The 19,712-nt window shown below is 73.3% G+C and carries 24 protein-coding genes and 1 riboswitch; of the genes, 17 read left to right on the top strand and 7 right to left on the bottom strand.

Annotated features, from left to right (window positions below; all coding sequences use genetic code 11):
* The first annotated feature begins 90 nt into the window (after nucleotides 1-90).
* The 6 genes from I8920_RS11345 (at nucleotide 91) to I8920_RS11320 (ending at nucleotide 6,145) form a co-directional block, all read left to right on the top strand.
* Nucleotides 91-798 carry an NUDIX hydrolase gene (locus I8920_RS11345; protein WP_198656438.1) on the top strand — a complete coding sequence of 236 codons (708 nt, stop codon included), beginning with the start codon at nucleotides 91-93 and terminating at the stop codon, nucleotides 796-798.
* An 8-nt stretch (nucleotides 799-806) separates the two neighbouring features.
* Nucleotides 807-2,078 (top strand): quinolinate synthase NadA, encoded by a 1,272-nt coding sequence (nadA, locus tag I8920_RS11340; protein ID WP_198656437.1) that lies wholly within the window; start codon nucleotides 807-809, stop codon nucleotides 2,076-2,078.
* A 31-nt stretch (nucleotides 2,079-2,109) separates the two neighbouring features.
* Nucleotides 2,110-3,777, top strand: a complete 1,668-nt coding sequence (locus I8920_RS11335) for an L-aspartate oxidase (protein ID WP_198656436.1) — start codon at nucleotides 2,110-2,112, stop codon at nucleotides 3,775-3,777.
* Nucleotides 3,774-4,658: a carboxylating nicotinate-nucleotide diphosphorylase gene (gene nadC, locus I8920_RS11330; protein ID WP_198656435.1), complete on the top strand. Its 885-nt coding sequence runs from the start codon at nucleotides 3,774-3,776 to the stop codon at nucleotides 4,656-4,658. The genes I8920_RS11335 and nadC overlap by 4 nt, the downstream gene beginning before the upstream one ends.
* A 1-nt stretch (nucleotide 4,659) precedes the next feature.
* On the top strand, nucleotides 4,660-5,799 hold the full coding sequence (locus tag I8920_RS11325) for a cysteine desulfurase family protein (RefSeq protein ID WP_198656434.1): 1,140 nt from the start codon (nucleotides 4,660-4,662) through the stop codon (nucleotides 5,797-5,799).
* A 79-nt stretch (nucleotides 5,800-5,878) separates the two neighbouring features.
* Nucleotides 5,879-6,145, top strand: a complete 267-nt coding sequence (locus I8920_RS11320) for a hypothetical protein (protein WP_198656433.1) — start codon at nucleotides 5,879-5,881, stop codon at nucleotides 6,143-6,145.
* Nucleotides 6,146-6,371: 226 nt separating this feature from the next.
* On the opposite strand, the gene I8920_RS11315 is transcribed toward I8920_RS11320, so the two are convergent.
* Nucleotides 6,372-6,839 (bottom strand): MSMEG_6728 family protein, encoded by a 468-nt coding sequence (locus I8920_RS11315; RefSeq protein WP_198656432.1) that lies wholly within the window; start codon nucleotides 6,837-6,839, stop codon nucleotides 6,372-6,374.
* Nucleotides 6,840-6,927: 88 nt separating this feature from the next.
* Between I8920_RS11315 and I8920_RS11310 the strand changes: the two genes are divergently transcribed.
* A complete protein-coding gene (locus I8920_RS11310) occupies nucleotides 6,928-7,524 on the top strand; it encodes an NAD(P)H-dependent oxidoreductase (protein WP_198656431.1) in 597 nt (198 codons plus the stop codon).
* Between the two features lie 51 nt (nucleotides 7,525-7,575).
* Here I8920_RS11310 and aroQ read toward each other — a convergent pair whose 3' ends face one another.
* Nucleotides 7,576-8,031 (bottom strand): type II 3-dehydroquinate dehydratase, encoded by a 456-nt coding sequence (aroQ, locus tag I8920_RS11305; protein WP_198656430.1) that lies wholly within the window; start codon nucleotides 8,029-8,031, stop codon nucleotides 7,576-7,578.
* Nucleotides 8,032-8,225: 194 nt separating this feature from the next.
* On the bottom strand, nucleotides 8,226-8,759 hold the full coding sequence (locus I8920_RS11300; RefSeq protein ID WP_198656429.1) for a DUF3800 domain-containing protein: 534 nt from the start codon (nucleotides 8,757-8,759) through the stop codon (nucleotides 8,226-8,228).
* A 95-nt stretch (nucleotides 8,760-8,854) separates the two neighbouring features.
* Here I8920_RS11300 and I8920_RS11295 point away from each other — a divergent pair, with 95 nt between their 5' ends.
* Complete coding sequence (locus I8920_RS11295; RefSeq protein WP_198656428.1) at nucleotides 8,855-9,271, top strand: VOC family protein; 417 nt, start codon at nucleotides 8,855-8,857, stop codon at nucleotides 9,269-9,271.
* Nucleotides 9,272-9,308: 37 nt separating this feature from the next.
* Complete coding sequence (locus I8920_RS11290; protein WP_198656427.1) at nucleotides 9,309-9,938, top strand: DNA-3-methyladenine glycosylase I; 630 nt, start codon at nucleotides 9,309-9,311, stop codon at nucleotides 9,936-9,938.
* 40 nt (nucleotides 9,939-9,978) lie between these two features.
* Here the strand turns inward: I8920_RS11290 and I8920_RS11285 are convergent, their stop codons facing one another.
* Entirely contained in the window at nucleotides 9,979-10,449 is a 471-nt protein-coding gene (locus tag I8920_RS11285) for a GNAT family N-acetyltransferase (RefSeq protein WP_198656426.1), read from the bottom strand.
* Nucleotides 10,446-11,228 (bottom strand): LysR family transcriptional regulator substrate-binding protein, encoded by a 783-nt coding sequence (locus I8920_RS11280; RefSeq protein WP_198656425.1) that lies wholly within the window; start codon nucleotides 11,226-11,228, stop codon nucleotides 10,446-10,448. The genes I8920_RS11285 and I8920_RS11280 overlap by 4 nt, the downstream gene beginning before the upstream one ends.
* A 33-nt stretch (nucleotides 11,229-11,261) precedes the next feature.
* On the opposite strand from I8920_RS11280, the gene I8920_RS11275 reads away from it, so the two are divergent.
* Together I8920_RS11275 and I8920_RS11270 are read left to right on the top strand one after the other, a co-directional pair.
* Entirely contained in the window at nucleotides 11,262-11,651 is a 390-nt protein-coding gene (locus I8920_RS11275; protein ID WP_225559051.1) for a DUF5997 family protein, read from the top strand.
* A gap of 33 nt (nucleotides 11,652-11,684) precedes the next feature.
* Complete coding sequence (locus I8920_RS11270) at nucleotides 11,685-12,191, top strand: hypothetical protein (RefSeq protein ID WP_198656424.1); 507 nt, start codon at nucleotides 11,685-11,687, stop codon at nucleotides 12,189-12,191.
* 55 nt (nucleotides 12,192-12,246) lie between these two features.
* Here I8920_RS11270 and I8920_RS11265 read toward each other — a convergent pair whose 3' ends face one another.
* Nucleotides 12,247-12,696, bottom strand: a complete 450-nt coding sequence (locus I8920_RS11265; protein WP_198656423.1) for a phage holin family protein — start codon at nucleotides 12,694-12,696, stop codon at nucleotides 12,247-12,249.
* A 99-nt stretch (nucleotides 12,697-12,795) separates the two neighbouring features.
* Here I8920_RS11265 and I8920_RS11260 point away from each other — a divergent pair, with 99 nt between their 5' ends.
* Nucleotides 12,796-13,332 (top strand): Lrp/AsnC family transcriptional regulator, encoded by a 537-nt coding sequence (locus tag I8920_RS11260; RefSeq protein ID WP_198656422.1) that lies wholly within the window; start codon nucleotides 12,796-12,798, stop codon nucleotides 13,330-13,332.
* A 45-nt stretch (nucleotides 13,333-13,377) separates the two neighbouring features.
* On the opposite strand, the gene I8920_RS11255 is transcribed toward I8920_RS11260, so the two are convergent.
* Entirely contained in the window at nucleotides 13,378-13,809 is a 432-nt protein-coding gene (locus I8920_RS11255) for a GNAT family N-acetyltransferase (protein ID WP_198656421.1), read from the bottom strand.
* 111 nt (nucleotides 13,810-13,920) lie between these two features.
* On the opposite strand from I8920_RS11255, the gene I8920_RS11250 reads away from it, so the two are divergent.
* The 5 genes from I8920_RS11250 (at nucleotide 13,921) to ribH (ending at nucleotide 19,594) form a co-directional block, all read left to right on the top strand.
* Nucleotides 13,921-15,180 carry a hypothetical protein gene (locus I8920_RS11250; protein WP_198658801.1) on the top strand — a complete coding sequence of 420 codons (1,260 nt, stop codon included), beginning with the start codon at nucleotides 13,921-13,923 and terminating at the stop codon, nucleotides 15,178-15,180.
* An 87-nt stretch (nucleotides 15,181-15,267) separates the two neighbouring features.
* A complete protein-coding gene (locus I8920_RS11245; protein ID WP_198656420.1) occupies nucleotides 15,268-17,262 on the top strand; it encodes a beta strand repeat-containing protein in 1,995 nt (664 codons plus the stop codon).
* 272 nt (nucleotides 17,263-17,534) lie between these two features.
* Nucleotides 17,535-17,669, top strand: a riboswitch (FMN riboswitch).
* 94 nt (nucleotides 17,670-17,763) lie between these two features.
* Nucleotides 17,764-18,402: a riboflavin synthase gene (locus I8920_RS11240; protein WP_198656419.1), complete on the top strand. Its 639-nt coding sequence runs from the start codon at nucleotides 17,764-17,766 to the stop codon at nucleotides 18,400-18,402.
* Nucleotides 18,402-19,118, top strand: a complete 717-nt coding sequence (ribB, locus tag I8920_RS11235; protein WP_332873160.1) for a 3,4-dihydroxy-2-butanone-4-phosphate synthase — start codon at nucleotides 18,402-18,404, stop codon at nucleotides 19,116-19,118. The genes I8920_RS11240 and ribB overlap by 1 nt, the downstream gene beginning before the upstream one ends.
* A complete protein-coding gene (gene ribH / locus I8920_RS11230; protein ID WP_198656418.1) occupies nucleotides 19,115-19,594 on the top strand; it encodes a 6,7-dimethyl-8-ribityllumazine synthase in 480 nt (159 codons plus the stop codon). The genes ribB and ribH overlap by 4 nt, the downstream gene beginning before the upstream one ends.
* Nucleotides 19,595-19,712: the final 118 nt, after the last annotated feature.

Here is a 19,712-nt window from a genome sequence, read left to right as displayed (position 1 = left end):
ACGGTTTGTTTCCGACTCGTGACGAGCGGACCGCGGCAGCAGTGATAGTGTCATCGCAACCCGAACACTTCGAGTCAGGATGACACTAACGTGAGCGAACCCGACATCCGCGTCGCCGTCTCCACGGTGATCGTCGCGCTCCGTCCGCACCCGGACACCGGGGCCCCGGCGCTGTGGATGCCGCTCGTCCGTCGCGTCGCGGAACCCTTCGAGGGGTCCTGGGCGCTGCCCGGCGGGTGGGTCGGCGTGGACGAGGGCCTCGAGGACTCGGCAGCCGCCCGCTTGCGCGAGACGACGAACGTCCAGCCGCGGTACCTGGAGCAGCTCTACGCGTTCGGTGACGTCGGACGCTCCCCGAGCCGCGTGGTGTCGATCGTGTACTGGGCGCTCGTGCACCCGGACGAGGCGAACGTCGTGCCCGACGACTGGAACGTCCGGTGGTTCCTGGCCGACGAGCACCCGCCGCTCGCCTTCGACCACGACCGCATCGTCGAGTACGCCCTGTGGCGGCTGCGCAACAAGATGTCCTACTCGCGGATCGCGCAGGCGTTCCTCGGCGACCGGTTCACCCTCGCCGAGCTCCGCGGGGTCTACGAGGCGGTGCTCGGGCGGGCGCTCGACCCCGCGAACTTCCGTCGGCAGGTCGAGAAGACCGACGCGGTCCTGCCGACCGACGAGACCACGAGCGGGGGCCGGCACCGTCCGGCTCGGCTGTACCGCTCGAACCCCGACCTGGCCTACGCGGACAACGGCCCGCTGCAGACCGGGGCCGATCAGCACCAGCAGCGGAACCGATAGGAAACCCCGTGTCCATCGCCACGACCATCGAGCTCATCTCCAACGGCCAGGCCGGCGGCAGCACCTGCACGCCGGACCTCGCCATGCCGACGTGGGACTTCGACGCCCGCCCCGGGTACGGTCCCGGATCGTCGATGTCCGACGTCATCCCGACGAGCGCCCCGCGCCAGGGCGTGCTGCCCGACGAGTACAAGACGGCCCCGACCGAGGAACTGCACGAGCGCATCGAGCGGGCCAAGGCCACCCTGGGCGACCGCGTCGTCGTGCTCGGCCACTTCTACCAGCGCGACGAGGTCGTGCGGCACGCGGACTTCCTCGGCGACTCGTTCCAGTTGGCGAACGCCGCCCTGACGAAGCCCGATGCCGAGGCGATCGTGTTCTGCGGTGTCCACTTCATGGCCGAGACCGCGGACATCCTGGCCCGCGACGACCAGCGCGTGATCCTGCCGAACCTGGCCGCCGGATGCTCGATGGCGGACATGGCCGACATCGACAGCGTCGAGGCTGCCTGGGCCGAACTGACCGCCGTGTACGGCACGGAGCCCGACGCCGACGGCCGTGTCCCGGTGATCCCGGTGACCTACATGAACTCCGCCGCCGACCTCAAGGCCTTCTGCGGTCGCAACGGCGGCATCGTCTGCACCTCGTCGAACGCCGCGACGGTGCTCGAGTGGGCGTTCGAGCGCGGGCAGCGGGTCCTGTTCTTCCCCGACCAGCACCTCGGCCGCAACACCGCGAAGGCGATGGGCATCAGCACCGACGTGATGCCCATGTGGAACCCGCGCTTGCCGGGCGGGGGCAACACCGCCACCGACCTGCTCGAGGCGAAGGTCATCCTCTGGCACGGCTTCTGCTCCGTGCACCGACGCTTCACCGTCGACCAGATCGACCAGGCCCGCCGCGAGCACCCCGGCGTGCAGGTCATCGTGCACCCGGAGTGCCCCATGGCCGTCGTCGACGCCGCCGACCACGCCGGCAGCACCGACCTGATCCGGAAGACCGTCGCGGCCGCCACCGAGCCGACCACCTTCGCGATCGGCACCGAGATCAACATGGTGAACCGGCTCGCCGCCGAGTACCCGCAGCACACGATCTTCTGCCTGGACCCCGTGGTCTGCCCGTGCTCGACGATGTACCGGATCCACCCGGGCTACCTGGCGTGGGTGCTCGAGGCGCTCGTGCGCGGCGAGGTCCTCAACGAGATCGTCGTCCCCGCCGACGTGCAGGCCGACGCCAAGGTCGCGCTCGAGCGCATGCTCGCCGCCAAGCCGCGCGGCTGACCGCCGACTCCGAGCGTTCGAGGAGACCACCGTGCACGTCGTCATCGTCGGGTCCGGCATCGCCGGCCTGACCGCAGCGATCCGCGCGAGCACCCTGCACGACGTCACCCTCGTGACGAAGGGGGCGCTCACCGACAGCGCCACCGCGTACGCCCAGGGCGGCATCGCGGTGGCGCTCGGTGCCGACGACTCCGCGGCGCTGCACCAGGCCGACACCCACGTCGCCGCGGCCGGCAGCGCCGACGCCCGTGCGGTCGAGGTCCTGTGCACCGACGGCCCGGCACGCGTGCGCGACCTGCTCGCCCTCGGGGTGCCCTTCGACCGGTCGTCCGACCTGACGGCCCTCGACCGGTACGGCGACGACCTGGCCCGTGGTCGCGAGGCCGCGCACGGGCGGTGGCGGGTCCTGCACGCCGACGGCGACGCGACCGGTGCCGCCATCGAACGCACGCTCATCGCGGCGTTGCACCGACGGCACGTGACGATCCTCGAGCGCACCAGCCTGACCGACCTCGTGGTCCGCGACGGCACGGTCGTCGGCGTCGACGTCCTCGACCTGCTCGGCGAACCCCGGCGGATCGACGCGGACGCCGTCCTCATCGCGTCCGGGGGAGCGGGACACCTGTACCGCGAGACCACCAACCCCCTGGTCGCGACCGGCGACGGGGTGGCCGCCGCCTGGCGGGCCGGCGCCGTCCTCGCCGACCTGGAGTTCGTGCAGTTCCACCCGACCCGACTCGCGGTCCCCGGCGGCGGGCTCGTCTCCGAGGCGGTCCGCGGCGAGGGCGCCGTCCTCCGCGACGCCGCCGGACACCGCTTCATGACCGCCGTGCACCCGGACGCCGAGCTCGCTCCGCGCGACGTCGTCGCCCGTGGCATCGCCGCCGCCGTGCGCGACCAGGGCGGCGCACCCGTCCTGCTCGACGCCACCGGCCTCGACGCCGACTTCCTGGTCGGGCGGTTCCCCGGACTCACCCGGGCCACACGCGACGCCGGCTACGACTGGACCCGCCAGGGCGTCCCGGTCGCACCGGCGGCGCACTACTCGATGGGCGGCATCGCGACCGACGCCGAAGGACGGACGAGCCTGCCCGGCCTGCTCGCCGTCGGTGAGGCCGCCTGCACCGGCGTCCACGGCGCCAACCGGCTCGCATCGAACTCGCTGCTCGAGGGCCTCGTCTTCGCGGTCCGCGCAGCGGACGCGGTCGCCGGACCGCGACCCGGCCTGCTCCGCCTGCGCGGCGACGCCGATCTCCACGTCACCAGCGTGCCCCGAGCGGCCGACGCGATCCGCGCCTCCCACCCGACCCTGCCGGGAGGCGCGACCCACCCCGACGACGCAGGGACGGTCCGGCAGGCGGTCCAGTCCGTCATGACGGACCGCGTCGGGCTGCTCCGCGACGCCGCGGGACTGGCGAGCGCGCGCCGCGACCTCGACGCGCTGACCGCGCCGGCCGGCGGCGGCGTGCGCGAGCACGAGGACCGCGCGCTGCTCGACCTGGCCCGACTCGTCGCGCTCGCCGCCGAGACCCGCACCGAGTCCCGCGGCGCGCACGCCCGCACGGACCACCCCGACACCGACCCAGCCGCCCCGGCCTCGTACGCCTGGGTCGCCGACCACACCGACGCACGCCCCGCCGAACGCACGGGCGAACACACCGACGACCCCGCCGTCGTCCCGCAGGAGGTACCCGCATGACCACCGACCCCGGAACCATCCCGCCGCACGCGCTGCGTCGCGTGATCGAGACCGCGCTCGAGGAGGACGCGCCCTGGGGCGACGTCACCAGCGAGACGCTGATCCCCGCCGAGGCGACCGCGACCGCCACCCTCGGCGCGCGTGAGCCCGGCGTGCTGAGCGGCGGTCCGGTGTTCGTCGCGGTGATGCACGCCGTCGACCCGTCGATCGAGGCCGTCGTGCACGTAGAGGACGGCACGCACTTCGTGGCGGGCGACGTCCTCGCGACCGTCACCGGGTCGGCGCGGGCCGTACTGCGGGCCGAACGGGTCGCCCTGAACCTGGTGCAGCGGATGTCGGGCATCGCGACGACCACCGCAGCCCACGTCGCGGCGGCCGCCGGCACGTCCGCGCGGATCGTCGACACCCGCAAGACGACGCCGGGCCTCCGCGCGCTCGAGCGCTACGCGGTGCGGTGCGGCGGCGGGCACAACCACCGCACCTCGCTGTCCGACGCCGTGCTCGCCAAGGACAACCACCTGGCGGTGCTGCTGGCCGGCGGCACCGGCATCGGCGAGGCGATCGTCCAGGCGCGCCAGCGGCTCGGGCACACCGTGCACGTGGAGGTCGAGGTGGACCGCATCGACCAGATCGAGCCCGTCGTCGCGGCCGGGGTGGACACGATCATGCTCGACAACTTCACGCCGGACGAACTCGTGACCGGGGTCGGCATCGTCGCCGGTCGCGCGCTCGTCGAGGCCTCGGGCGGGGTGTCGCTCGACACCGTCGCGGCCATCGCGGCGACCGGCGTCGACGTCATCTCGGTCGGGGCGTTGACCCACTCGGCACGGGCGCTCGACCTCGGGCTCGACATCGACGTCGCGGCGCCGGTGCGGGACTGACGTGTTCTACCTGGACCGCGCTGCGACCACCCCGGTCCGACGCGAGGTGCTCGAGGCGATGTGGCCGTACCTGACCGGCGTGTTCGGCAACCCGTCGTCGACGCACGGGGTCGGGGACGAGGCTGCTCGGGGGCTCGCCGCCGCCCGGGCCACCGTCGCACGGGTGCTCGGCTGCCGACCCGCCGAGGTCGTCTTCACCACCGGCGGCACCGAGGGGGCGAACACCGCCGTCAAGGGGATCGCCCTCGCCACGCCCCGCGGCCGGCACGTCGTCACGAGCGCCGTCGAGCACGAGGCCGTGCTGGAGAGCTGTGCGTACCTCGCCCGCTTCCACGGTTTCGACGTCACCGTGCTGCCCGTCGACCCGGACGGGCGCGTCGACCCGGCCGTGCTGCGGGCAGCGCTCCGGCCCGACACCACGCTCGTGTCGATCGCGCACGCCGACAACGAGATCGGCACCGTGCAGGACCTGCCGGCGCTCGCGGCGGTGGCGCACGAGGTCGGAGCCCGGTTCCACACCGACGCCGTGCAGTCCGCGCCCTGGCTGCCGATCGGCCTCGACGTGCTCGGGGTCGACGCGCTGTCGTTGTCCGGGCACAAGCTCGGCGCCCCGAAGGGCACCGGGGTGCTCGCGATCCGGTCCGGGGTCCCGCTCGAACCGCTGCTGCACGGCGGGGGACAGGAGCGCGGTCGTCGGTCCGGTACCGAGGACGTCGCCGGGGCCGTCGCGGTGGCGACCGCGCTCGGACTGGCTGCGGAGACGGTTCGGTCGGGGGAGGGCACGGCGACCACCGTGCGCGACGCGGTGCTCGACGGCGTGCTCGCCGCGGTCCCCGGTGCGTTCGTCACCGGGTCGCGGGAACACCGGCTCCCCGGGCACGCGTCGTTCTGCTTCCCGGGTGTCAACGGCGAGACCGTGCTGCTCGAGCTCGAGCAGCGTGACGTGGTGTCGTCCTCGGGCAGCGCGTGCGCCGCGGGCAGCACCGAGGCCTCGCACGTGCTCACGGCGCTCGGGATCCCCGACGACGTGGCCAGGACTGCGCTCCGTCTGACGTTCGACGCGACGCTCACGGCCGACGACGTCCCGGTCGTCGTGCGGGCCGTGACCGAATCCGTGGCGACCGTCCGCGCCCTCGGCTGAGGTGTACTAGACGTTCTACTCCATCTCTGGGTACGTGTCCCCCCTTCTGCGGACAACCGTTCTGCGTCAGAGTGGGGGCATGGCCAACGTGATGGTGTCCCCGACGCGACAGGACGACCGCTTCCGAGCGATCCAGCTCCTGCCCGCGCCGGCGACCCTCGTCGCGCTCGCCCTGGCAGCGCAGCACGATCTCGGCACGGCCCCGCTCGGGTTCATCGCCGTCGTCGGTGCGCTCGCGACCGCCGGGAGTGCCCTGCTCCCGATGGTCCGCCCTGCCGCAGCCCACCGGTCGATGCCCGCACCGACCGAGACGGACCGGTACCGAGAGGACACCGAACACCCTTGAGGTCCACCACCCCGCGGTTCTCCTGAACCGGACCGCGTGGTGCCCCAGACCGGGCGTCGACCCCTGATCGGCACCCGGCGCGGGGCGCGACGTCCCCTGTCGTCGTGTCCCGCCGTACACCGCGATCCCGCCGTGGGTCGACGTCCGCACCCCCTGTCAGCGGCGTCGGTTCCCCTGCAGCCCACGGCGGGCTCCGGTCCTCCCTGGTGCTCCGACGCGGTGCACGTCAGACCCGGTGCGGAGCCGGTTCCGGCGTGCCCGGCCACAGGTACGCGAGGTCGTCCGGCACGTCCGGGAACAGCCCGCGGTAGTGCTCGGGCGCCTTCTGCACGAGCTTCGAGCGGTGCGACTCGTGCAGCGCCTCGTCGTCGTTCCACGGCGGGATCGGCACGTCACCGCGCTCGTACGCCGCCAGGTCCTCGGGCACCCGTGCGAGGTCGAGCAGCGTCTTCTCGAGGCAGGTGTCCGCGTGACCCCGCTCGGTCCAGACCCGGCACGTGGCCTCCTGGTACGCCATCAGCGCCGGGCGGTAGCCGCGCCACATCGCCGTGACCGGGTGGTGCTGCCAGCCGTAGTCGGGGAGCGTCAGTGCCCGCATCACCTGCAGGGTCTCGACACGTTGCTTGCCGAGCCGCCGGTCGTCGAGCACCTCGGCTGAGGCCCGGAAGTCGGCGTACGGCAGGAACGTCTGCATGCGCCGGACCGTACCCGCCGGCGCTGGCACCCGACACATGTCGTCACGAACGCGCGGCGCCACCCAGGGCCGTGTGAGCATCGACCGCATGAGCGGAGCACTGGTCGTCGGCGTCAGCGGCAGCCCATCGGACCCATCACGCACGTCGACGTTGGTGGCCGCCACCGTCGCGCGGATGGCCGACGAGATCGACGGCGCCCGCACCGAGACGATCGAGATCGGGCCGCTCCTGGCCGACCTCGGGGCCGCGACGAGTCGGGCGGGGATGTCCGAGCGCACCCGACGCGCGCTCGAGACGGTCGAGGCCGCCGACGTGCTCGTGGTCGGCAGCCCGGCGTTCCGCGCCGCGTACTCGGGCGCGTTCAAGTTGTTCTTCGACTGGGTCGGGCAGTACGACCTCGTCGACACTCCGGTGCTCCTGACCGCGACCGGCGGCAGCGACCGGCACGCCCTGCTCGTCGAGCACCAGATGCGACCGCTGTTCGGCTTCTTCCAGTCGACGACGCTGCCGCTCGGGGTCTTCGGCAACGAGCGGGACTTCGTCAAGCGTGAGGGCGGCTACGACATCGGCAGCGTCGACCTCGAGCTCCGCATCGACCAGGCCGTCCGCCGAGCCGTCCCGATCGTCCGCGGCGGCTTCGTCTCCGCAGGGCTCGCCGAGGTGCGGCGCCCCGACGAGTTCTAGCCGCCACCCCGGGTCACGGCGCCGCGGCGAGGATCCGCCACGGGCCTCCCGTCAGTCGGTGACGTCCGTCACCAACGACGCCACGTGCGCGACCGCCAGGCGGTACCCGTCGGCACCCGCGCCGGCGATGACCGCGGTCGCGGCGGTGGCGACGTGGTCCACGTGCCGGAACGGCTCGCGCTTCCACGTGTTCGACAGGTGGACCTCGACGACGGGGACGGACAGTGCCTCGACGGCGTCGTGCAGTGCGACGGAGGTGTGCGCGTACGCGGCCGGGTTGATGACGACCGCGACGAAGGCGTCGAGCGCCTCGTGCAGCCACTCGACCAGTTCGCCCTCGCGGTTGGTCTGCCGGAAGTCCGCCTCGAGACCGTGCACCGCCGCCTCGGTGTGCACGATCGCCTCGATCTCGGCGAGCGTCACGGTGCCGTACTGCTCCGGGTCGCGACGCCCGAGGATGTCGAGGTTCGGTCCGTTGAGGACGAGGATGCGCGACGGCTCGGTCATGGCCTGATCCTAGTGAACCGGTGGATGGCGGGGCCTCGCCAGGGTCGCACCAGCGAGGTCCTGCACCGGGCTTGACGGAGGGGGACGGTGCTCCGTAGCATTGATATGTCGATCGCGTGCTGCTCGGTCGGAAGTGATCCTTGGATGTCCTGCAGCCAGCGCGGGCCCGGGGATTCGCGCTTTCCAGGGCCGGATCAGGAGACCTGGACCGGCGTCGTCGGCGCGTGCTCGCCCTCGAGGCCGGCGACGTGTGCGCCACATGCGATGTCGGCGAGGGCCAGGAGCGGCTCCTCGGACGGCGTGACGTGCACGAAGTGCATCCCGCGTGCGGCCCCTCGGTCTCGCAGGGCGTCGAACATCGCTCGGTCGTCCTTGTCCCGCGCCGCTCCGCGCGTCTCGAGGACCACGTGGTGGACGTCGCGCAGCGTGAGCTCGTGCACGAGCCGCTCGATGCAGCGTCGTCGTCGCCGCTCTGCCCTCGCCGCCGCGCCCTCGTACCGGACCACGACGACGTCGACTGCGTGTCGCAGGAGGTCGAGCCACGAGATGCGTTGCGCCGGGAGTGCCTCGTACCAGTGCAGCTTCCTCATCCGCTTCGGAGTCGCCGATCGCACAGCGTCACGGGCGATCTCGCTCGCACCCGTCGCGATGACCACTGCCGCAAGGACGTACACGGTGTGGTCGAGGCCTCCACCGGGTTCCGACTCGTCGACGTAGGCGGTCCGCATCGGACCAGCACATTGTGTTCCAGTTGCTTCCACCGAGGAACAGTTGCGCTCGGCCCGCCCTCGGGCCAGGTTGAGCACGACGAAAGGAACCCCTCATGGAAACGATGGTCTTCATCAACCTGCCCGTCGCCGACCTCGAGCGCTCGAAGGCGTTCTACGAAGCCCTCGGGTACACGATCAACCCGATGTTCAGCGACGACACCGCCGCGTGCGTCGTCGTCAGCGACACGATCTTCGTCATGGTCCTCACCCTGCCGAAGTTCGCCGAGTTCACCGACAAGACCATCGCCGACGCGGAGACCATCGAGGTGATCAACTCCCTCTCGGCGCCGTCGAAGGACGAGGTCCACCGCATCGTCGACGCAGCCGTCGCCGCCGGTGGCACCGAGGACCGTCCGGAGATGGACCTCGGTTCCATGTACCAGCGCAGCTTCACCGATCCGGACGGACACCGCTGGGAGTACGTGTGGATGGACGAGCAGGCGATGCAGGACGGTCCGCCCGTCGAGTGACCTGGCGGGTGTCGGCGCCGGCCGTCAAGATGGACCGATGACGACCGACGCCGCGCCCACCAGCACCACGCCCGCCGACGCCGACCTCGTCATCGGCGACGACGGCCTGGCCCGGCCGGTGTGGGCGTCCGCCGACCCGATGCTGCGGAAGTACTACGACACCGAGTGGGGCGTGCCCGTGCGGGACGAGCGTGGTGTGTTCGAGCGGCTCTCGCTCGAGGCGTTCCAGTCCGGCCTGTCGTGGCGCACGATCCTGGCCAAGCGGCCGGCGTTCCGTGCGGCGTTCGCCGACTTCGACCCGGACACCGTGGCGACCTTCGGCGAGGACGACGTCGCCCGGCTGATGACCGACGTCGGGATCGTCCGGAACCGGGCGAAGATCCTCGCCACCATCACGAACGCCCGGGCCACCGTCGCCCTGCGCGCGGACGGCGGGCTCGCCGACCTCGTGTGGTCGTTCCGTCCTGCGTCCACGCCGGAGCCGCGCTCGGCCGCCGAGGTCCCGACGACCTCCGACGAGTCGACCGCCCTGTCGAAGGCGCTGCGGAAGCGCGGGTTCGCGTTCGTCGGCCCGACCACGATGCACGCCCTGATGGAGGCACTCGGCGTCGTCGACACCCACCTGGTCGGCAGTCACCGCCGCGGTACCTCCGGCGTCTGGCAGTGACCGCCGATCGTCGCGGTGGTCCTGCGACGACGGGCCCCGATCAGGCCAGGGCCTTGCGCATCTGCGTCGCGGTGACCCCGTACCCGAGCGACGCGTAGAGCTCCTGGGCACCCGTGTTGTAGCCGAACACGTTCAGGCCGATGCTGGTCGCGCCGTGGTCCGCCGCAGCCCGCTCGCCCGCCTCGAGTGCACGCCGCGCGTGCCCCCGGCGACGGTGTGCGTCGTCGATCTCGACGTCGAACACCCACCAGGCGGTGCTGCCCGGCTCGAACGGCCCGATCCACAGGTACCCGACGACGGTGTCGTCCTGGTCGACGACGTCCCACACGAGGTGCCCCGCGGCCGGGGTGCCGCCGGGGAACCACCGGTCGCGCGTTGCCTGCGCATTCGCCTCGGCCTGCTCGCGGGTCTCACCCGCCTGCATCCGCGACGCCACGTACTCGGTCATCGTGCGGTCGAGCCAGGCCGGGAGGCGCGTGGCCGGCATCGCGACCAGCCGCGTGTCCGTCACCGGTTGCCCTTCGAGCCGCGGCTCGGCTTGCCGCGCATCTTCCCCCGCCCCGGCGTGGGGCCCTTGCCGGTGTTCGACTTCTTGCCGCCGCCGGACTTGCCGCTGCCGGGCGACTTCGCCTTCGCCTTGCCGCCGCCGGAGCCGGCGGCCCCGCCGGAGCCGCCCCCGGTCTTGGCGCCGCCACGAGGCGGACGCGCGCCGTCGGTCCCGTCGCGATCGGTGCCTCCCGGCCGGTCCGGCTGACTGCGCGAGCTGTTGGCGGTGCGTCCGCGCACCACGCCGATGAACTCCTCGGTCGTGTCGCTGGCGTCGGCGTCGCGCCAGACCAGCGCGACCCGGGTTCCGGCGGCGCCGACCAGGGGGCGGGCGACGAGGTCCTTACGGCTCGCGGCCCGGAACAGGGACTGGGGCAGGACGACCACGCCGACGTTCGCCTCGACCAGGTCGAGCGAGCCGTCGATGTCCGCCGGCACCGGACCGGCGTCGACGACGTGCACCTCGGCGTCGGCGAGGTCCACCTCGGCCAGCTCGGCGAGGGGGGAGTCCTTCGGCATCGCGACGACCGCGGTCTCGGTCCAGAGCGGGATGGCGTTGTGCTGCGTGGAGACGGGCATCCGGGCGAAGGCCATGTCGGCCTCGTCCGCCAGGGCGGCGTCGACGTCGTCGGGCCCGATGGGGCGCAGGCGGAGCTCGATCCCGGGGAACCGTTCCCGCCAGACACGGGCCCACTTCGCGGGGGAGACCCCGGGGACGAAGGCGATGGTCAGTGCCGCGGTCATGCAGACGAGCATAGGGGCCGTACCCTTGTCACCATGGCGCAGGAACAGACCATGAAGCCCGAGACGGCTGCGAAGAAGCTCGGCATCTTGCTGGCGGCCGCTCCGGAGTCCTTCCAGAGCGCTCCCCTCACGCGGACCGCCTTCGACGAGCTCCGGACCGACCCGCCGACCTGGCTCGAGGACCTCCGTCGCGACGGCCCGCACCCGCGACCCGTCGTGGCACAGAAGCTCGGCGTCTCCATCTCGGGCCTGTCCCGCGCGGGGATCGACGACGCCCTCACCACCGCCGAGATCAAGACGCTGCTCGAGCAGAAGCCGGAGTGGCTCGTCCGCGAGCGCGCGACGCAGGCCGCCGTGCACGCGGAGAACGCCCGCGTGAAGCAGGAGCGCGCCGCCAAGGCCGCTGCCCGCGCCGAGGACTGACCCGAGCCGCACCGCCCGCGCCGAGTACCCGCCGTGCACGAGACCGTCGCCGACGCCATGCTCGTCGTGCCGCAGTTCGCGTCGGTGTGCTGCATCGTCGGCGACCGCTACCGCCCGCGGCCCGGTGTGATCGTGCCGGCGGGAGTGATGCTCGTCGCGATGCTCATGCCCGTCGTCGATGCCGGAGCGGTGTGGACCCTGTTCGCCGCGACCCTGCTACTGCTCCTGGCGCCCCTGCCCGTGATGCGCCGCCGTCGAGCCGACGGCCGCCGGGGTGAACCGATGGACGTGCACCGTGCGCTCTCCGCTGTCGTGATGGCGGGGATGCTGCTGATGGGGCACGCGACGGGGGTCGCCGACCCGCACGCCGGGCACGGGATCGCCCTGTCGGCGGTGCTCGGTGCCGGCGTGATCGGCTACTGCGCCTTCAGCGGTTGGCTGCTCCGGTACGAGTGGGCGCGCGAGGACCGGCGCGCGGTCCGGAGCGGCGAGGTGTTCGCGATGACGGTGGCCGTGGTCGGCATGACCCTGGCGATGTAGCGGACCCCGGTCTGCCGCCGGCCGTCGCGACCCCGGTGTCGTCCCGTCGGCTCCGTCAGCCGCGCGCCGCGCCGTCCGACGGTGCGTCCGACGCGTGCGACACCCGCTGCTTCGCGGCCTGGATCGTGTCCTTCGGCACCGGCGGCACACCGCGCCGGATCCCGCGCAGCCCGACGACGAACAGCACCGCGGTCACGATCGCGAACACGGCGACGGTGATCCCGGCCGCCGCCCAGAGCGGCAGCACCAGTGCGAGCAGCACCACGACGAAGCCCGCGAGCGCGACGAGGGTGGTCAGTGCGAAGGCCACGGCCGCACCCGTGAGCAGCAGGCCGGTCCTGGCACTGCGGGCGCGGGCGCCGATCTCCCGCCGTGCCGACGCGATCTCCTCGCGCACGGCACGGAGCAGCGGTTCGACCACCTTCTGCACGAGCCCGGCGGCCATGCCGTCGCGGAAGGACGGTCGGGCGTGCGGGGTGGCGTCGTCGTGGTCGGTGCTGCTCATGGGGCTCCTCGTCGGGGACGGCGGTCGTGTCCCTGCCGGACACGGTCTCTTGGATGATCGTCGCGTCCGCCCGGGAGCGGTCACGGTAGCGTCGGGGCCGTGTCCGACCGTGCCGACCGCCCCGTCCGTCGCCCCGACCCCGCTCCGCGCCTCGACGAGGTCGACGAACGCATCCTGTGGACGCTCGCCGCCGATGCCCGGATCCCGAACAACCGGCTGGCGGCAGCGGTCGGCATCGCGCCGTCCACCTGTCTGGCGCGGGTGCGTGCCCTGGAGGACGCGGGCGTGATCCGGGGCTACCGCGCCGAGGTGGACGTCGCCCGGCTCGGGTTCTCGATCGAGGCGATGGTGTCCGTGCGCGTCCACGCCGCCGCCCGGCACGAACTGCGTGACTTCGCGAAGCGACTGCTCCGGGTGCCCGTCGTGCAGGACGTGTCGTTCCTGGCGGGCGACAAGGACTTCCTCGTGCACATCGCGTGCGAGTCGACCGAGCAGCTGCGCGACTTCGTCGCCGACGAGCTCAGCGGCGACCCGTCCGTGGCGACCACGCAGACGAACATCGTGTTCGAACGCCTGGTCGCCGACCGTGCGGCGCAGGGCCGGTCGTTCGACGAACTGCGCCGCTGGCGGGCCTGAGCCCGGTCCGAGCAGTGCCCCGGACCCGGGCGTGCGGCCGACCGCTCAGCGCGTGCGGGTCATCGGGACGTGGAGGATCCGGTCCTCGACGTACTCGTCACCGGAGCGCACGAACCCGAAGCGCGCGTACCACTGCTCCAGGTGGGCCTGGGCGCCGAGGGCGATGCTGCGCGAACGGGCCTCGCCGATCGCCGCCTCCATGAGCTGCCCGGCGAGACCCTGCCCACGGGCGTGCTTCGCCGTCGCGACCCGACCGATGCGCTCGGTGCCGTCGGGCTCGCGGAGCAGGCGCAGGGTGGCGTCCACCGAACCGTTGCCGGCCCAGAACTGCACGGTGCCCGGCTCGAGGTCGCGTCCGTCGATGTCGCCGTACGCGCACTCCTGCTCGACGACGAACACGTCCTGCCGGAGTCGGAGGATCTCGTGCAGCGTGACGATGTCCAGGTTGCGGGTCGGAGCGTTGAAGATCGAGACCACGGGCGGCCTTTCCTGAGAATATCTTCCGAAACAGGGTGTGTCCCGGACCGGACCGGCGTACATTGCCGGTCAACCACTCTACGTGCGCGGCCGAGATCAGGAGGTGAGCGCATGGACAAGGCGTTGCGCGCACCCTGGCGCGCCGCACTCCGGATCGTCCTGCTGGGCGTCGGGACCCTCGCTGCCCTCGTGCTGCTGTCCCTGCTGCTCGGTGCGCGGCCGGCCTCGGCTGCGCCGGCGGCACCGCTCGCGAGCGAACCGCGCGGCCTGGTCGGCAACGTGGTCGACGGGGTCGGTGGGACCGTGCAGGGCGCGACCGGCGAGGTCGGGAAGGTCGTCGGCGGCGTCGTCGAACCCGTCCGCAAGGCAGTCGCACCGGCACCGGCACCGGCACCGGCACCCGCACCGCAGGCACCTGCTCCGGCAGCCCCGGCGCCCGCCCCGGCGGCTCCCGCGCCTGCTCCAGCAGCCCCGGCCCCGGCCCCCGCAGCAGCACCTGCGCCGTCGAGCTCCGCTCCGGTCGCCACCAGCCCCGCTCCGGGACCGGCCACTCGTCCGACGCAGGGCGTCGTCGACACGGTGAGCACCGCCTCCCGGCCGGTGACGGACACCGTCGCGACGGTGGTGCGCCCCGTCACCGAGACCGTCGAGCGCGTCACCGACGCTCGCCCGACCACGACCGTCGTGGAGACCGTCGACCACGTGGTCGGCGCCGTCCCGGTCGTCGGTACCGTCCTGGGCGACGACACCCTGAGCACCGTCACCGGACCGGTGACGGACCTGGTCGACGACACGCTCGGCCCGGTCGGCACGACCGTCGGGAGCGTCCCGGACGTCGTCACCGGCGTCGTCCCGTCGGTGGGCGGCACCCTGCCTGGAGGCACGGCTCCCGTCGTCGACGTCCCCGCACTCCCGGTGGGCGGCGGCACGGACCCGTCCACCGGGCCCGTCCCGTCCACTCCGGTCGCGCCCGCACGGCCCGCCGCCGGTCCGGCGCACAGCGGCCAGGAGGCCGCGTCCGCCGGCCCGTCCAGCGCGGGTGACCGCTCGGTCACGGGCGCTCCGGCGGCCCGGACCAGCGTGGCCTCGACCACGGGCCCGGTCGCCGCCGTCGACGGCGTGCAGGACGCGACCCTCGTGGAGCGGGCGTCGCTCGTGCCCGCCGACCGTGACGGTCACCGCACCCCGTTCCCCGCACAGCACACCGGCGCCCTGGGTGGCGGCTCCTCGACCACCGGCGGCGTCGCAGCCGTCGGCATCGTCGGCTCGACCGACGGCACCACCTCCCTCGCCGCGGGGTCACGCGGCACGCTCTCCGACGACGCGGTCCCCGCATCCGTCGTCGGCGAGCACGACGTCGCCCCCGACTGAGATCGGTGCACCTGTCCGACACGGCAGGAACGCACACATCCCGACCGCGACCGCGGTCGGTGACGATCTCGATCAGGGAGTACGACCATGAACAAGTACGTCTCGAGAGGGCTCTGGTTCACCCTCTTCGTCGGCGGGCTCACGCTCGGCGGCACGGCTGCGGCGAACGCAGCCACGACCTCGGGCGCCGACGGCGTCCTGTCCGGCACCCAGGTGGCCGCGGCTGCGGACGCTCCGGTGACCCTCACCGACAACGCGATCGCGGTGCTCGGTGGTGCGACCTCGGCGGCGACGGCAGCGACGCCGGCGGCCGCTCCTGCACCTGCTCCGGCACCTGCCCCGGCGTCCGCACCGACGACGTCGGGCGCGGACGGCACGGCCTCCGGCACGCAGGTGGTGCCGGACGTCTCCGCACCGGTCACCGTCGGCGGCAACGCCGTCGCGGTGGGTGGGGACGCGGTGTCGACCTCGGCACCTGCTCCGGCGCCGGCTGCGGCTCCGGCTCCGGCTCCGGCTGCTCCGGCTGCCGCACCCAGCACCTCGGGCGAGGACGGCACGGCGTCCGGCACGCAGGTCGCCCCGACCGTGACGGCGCCGGTGACGGTGTCCGGCAACGGGATCGGCGTCCTCGGTGAGGGCACCAGCTCCGGCTCGACGGCTCCGGCCGCGGGCACGTCGGGCAGCACCACTCCGGCGGCCGGTGGGACGACCTCCGGCGAGGACGGCACGGCCTCGGGGACGCAGGTGTCCCCGGTGCTCTCGGTGCCGGTGACGGTCGGTGGCAACGGGATCGGCGTCCTCGGTGAGGGCACCAGCACCAGCACCGGCACCGGTTCGACCACACCGGGGGCCTCGACTCCGGTGACGGCTGGGACGACCTCCGGCGAGGAGGGCACGGCCTCGGGGACGCAGGTGTCCCCGGTGATCGACGTGCCGGTGACGGTCGGTGGCAACGGGATCGGTGTCCTCGGTGACGGCACCAGCGCCGGCACCGGTTCGACCACACCGGGGACTTCGACCCCGGCGGCGGGTGACACGACCTCCGGTGACGACGGCACGGCCTCGGGCACGCAGGTCACTCCGGTGATCGACGTCCCGGTGACGGTCGGTGGCAACGGGATCGGTGTCCTCGGTGAGGGCACCAGCGCCGGCACGGGTTCGACCATCCCTGGGGCCTCGACCCCGGCGGCTGGTGGGACGACCTCCGGCGAGGACGGCACGGCCTCGGGCACGCAGGTCACTCCGGTGATCGACGTCCCGGTGACGGTCGGTGGCAACGGGATCGGTGTCCTCGGTGAGGGCACCAGCGCCGGCACGGGTTCGACCATCCCTGGGGCCTCGACCCCGGCGGCTGGTGGGACGACCTCCGGCGAGGACGGCACGGCCTCGGGCACGCAGGTCACTCCGGTGATCGACGTCCCGGTGACGGTCGGCGGCAACGGGGTCGGCGTCCTCGGTGACGGCACCAGCACCGGCACGGGTTCGACCACCCCGGGGACCTCGACCCCGGCGACGGGTGGGACGACCTCCGGTGACGACGGTCTGCTCTCCGGAACCCAGATCACCCCGGTGATCTCGCTGCCCGTGACCATCGGCGGCAACGGGATCGGCATCGTCGGCGACGGCACCTCCGCGACCCCGGGGACCGGCACCGAGCCGGGCACCACCCCTGGTGACGGCACGGACCCCGGCACCGAGCCCGGCACCACCCCCGGTGACGGCACGGACCCCGGCACCACCCCGGGCACCACTCCCGGCGACGGCACCGACCCCGGCACCACGCCCGGAGCCGGGACCGACACCGGCACCGGCACCACGCCCGCGATCGTGACCACCCCGGTCGAGCAGGCCGACACGGTCGAGCCGACCCGGGCCTCCACGGCGGGTGTCGTGACCACCGCGGCAGCGGTCACCAGCGGGACCACGGCGACCACGAGCACCGTCGCGGCGACCACCGCGGCGGCCGACGGACAGTCGGAGCTCGCCTACACCGGGGCGCCCTCGCCGATCCTGCCGGCCGGGTTCGCGCTCCTGCTGCTCCTCGCCGGAGCGGGCACACTCGTGCTCCGACGTCGGCACTGACAGCGGGGGGACGAGGGGCGTCACCGTGGTGGCGCCCCTCGTCCCCGTGCCCGGTGGTGCGTCCGCACCGTCCGACAGCACACCGGTCGATCGACCGGTGCGCTGTCGGAACATGCCGGCGCACCGGATGCGTGTGCACCTTCCGACAGGGCACGCGTCGATCGCCGCGTGGATCGTCGTGGAGCACGCGCGCCCCACGACCGCACCCGTGACGCCCCGTGACGGCTCCCGCAGCGCGGCCGTCAGCGGCCTGGGGTATCGTTCCGACTACGCAAGCGCTCCGGGGTCGGTGGAAATCCGAGCCGGTGGTGACAGTCCACGAACTGATGACGGGTGCGAACCCGACTGATGTTGACCCGGTGGGATTCCGGGACCGACGGTGAGAGTCCGGATGGGAGGCGCGCTTGGCGGACAGGACGACCCCACGACCCGTGGGGTGCGGCCCGTCCGCCGATGCCGACGATCGTCGAACGCCCCCGGAGTCCCGTTGAGAGGACACCAGTGTTCACCGGCATCATCGAGGAACTCGGCACCGTCACCGCCGTCGAGCAGCAGGGCGACTCCGTCGCGCTCACCGTGCACGGCCCCGTCGTCGTGCAGGACGCCCGTCACGGCGACTCGATCGCGACGAGCGGCGTCTGCCTGACCGTCGTCGAGCAGACCCCCGAGACCTTCACCGCCTTCGTCATGAAGCAGACCCTCGACATGAGCGCCCACGGTTCGCTCCGGGTGGGGGACCGCCTGAACCTCGAGCGCGCCGCCTCGGTCGGCGACCGCCTGGGCGGCCACATCGTCCAGGGCCACATCGACGGAACGGCGACCGTGCTCGAGACCGCCGACGGCGACGGCTGGCGCCGCGTGCGCTTCTCGCTCAGCCCGGCGCTCAGCCCGCTCGTGGTCGACAAGGGGTCGATCGCCCTCGACGGCGTCTCCCTGACGGTCAGCGCCGTCTCGGCCGAGGACACCGCACCCAACGCGGCCTGGTTCGAGGTCAGCCTGATCCCCGAGACGCTCGAGGCGACGACCCTCGGCTCCCGCGTGCCGGGGGACCGGGTCAACGTCGAGACCGACGTGCTCGCCCGCCACGTGCGGCGGATGCTGCGGCTTGACGCTGCGGCGTCCGTCCTGGAGGCCCGGTGATGGTCGCCGGGACCGGTCACCGCCCCGACGTGGTCGCGACCGCCGCCGGACCCGCCGACGCGGGTCTGGCCACCGTCGACGCCGCGGTCGCCGCCATCGCGGCGGGGCGACCGGTGATCGTGGTCGACGACGAGGACCGCGAGAACGAGGGGGACGTCATCCTGTCCGCCGAGCTGGCGAGCCCGGAGTGGATCGCGTGGACCGTTGCGCACTCGTCCGGGTTCATCTGCGCCCCGGTGAGCGTCGAGATCGCGGACGCGCTCGACCTGCCGCCGATGGTGGCGCACAACGAGGACGTCCGGGGGACCGCCTACACGGTGACGGTCGACGCGGCGGTCGGCGTGACCACGGGCATCAGCGCCCACGACCGGGCACGCACGCTCCGGGTCCTCGCCGACCCGACATCGGTGCGCGACGACCTGCACCGCCCCGGGCACGTGGTGCCGTTGCGGGCCCGTCCGGGCGGCGTCCGCGAACGCGCAGGACACACCGAAGCTGCGATCGAGCTCGTCACCGCGGCCGGACTCCGGCCCGCCGCGGCGATCTGCGAGATCGTCGACGAGGACGGCAGCATGATGCGGCTGCCGGCGCTCGTCGCACTCGGGGCGCGCGAGGGCGTGCCCGTCATCACCATCGCCGCGCTCGCCGACTGGCTGGACGCGGCAGACCGGGCGGCGGCAGCGGATGCCGGGCCCACGGAAGGAACGACACGATGAGCGGAGCAGGCGCGGCGGACCGCGACCACGTGGACGGCACCGGGATCCGGGTGGCCATCATCGCGGGGCAGTGGCACGACACGATCGCCGGCGGGCTGCTCGCCGGCGCCCAGCGCGAGGTCGAACGGCTCGGGGCCACGGCCGACGTCTTCCCGGTGCCGGGCAGCTTCGAACTGCCGGTGGTCGCGAAGACCGCGCTCGAGGCCGGGTTCGACGCGGTGGTGGCGCTCGGCGTGATCATCCGCGGCGGGACGCCCCACTTCGAGTACGTCTCCGACGCGGCCACCAGCGGCCTGACCCGCGTGGCGGTCGAGGCCGGCAAGCCCGTCGGGTTCGGCGTGCTCACGCTGGACGACGAGCAGCAGGGCCTCGACCGCGCCGGCCTGCCGGACTCCAAGGAGGACAAGGGTGCCGAGGCCGCACACGCCGCGATCAGCACCGCGGTGACGCTGCGGAAGCTGCGCGTCCTGCTCTAGTCGGTCATCCGGGCTGCCCGAGTCGCTCGGGTCGCCCGGGCAGCCCGGATCGCGCCCCTGTGCGGTCGTTGCGCCCCAGTGCTCCGGGGCGCAACGACCGCCAGGGGGCGCGGTCGTC

The sequence above is a fragment of the Curtobacterium sp. YC1 genome (genome assembly GCF_016267665.1).
In the GTDB taxonomy this organism is placed as follows: domain Bacteria; phylum Actinomycetota; class Actinomycetes; order Actinomycetales; family Microbacteriaceae; genus Curtobacterium.
Note: the sequence above shows the minus strand (reverse complement) of the source record. Positions and strands in the feature narration are given on the sequence as shown.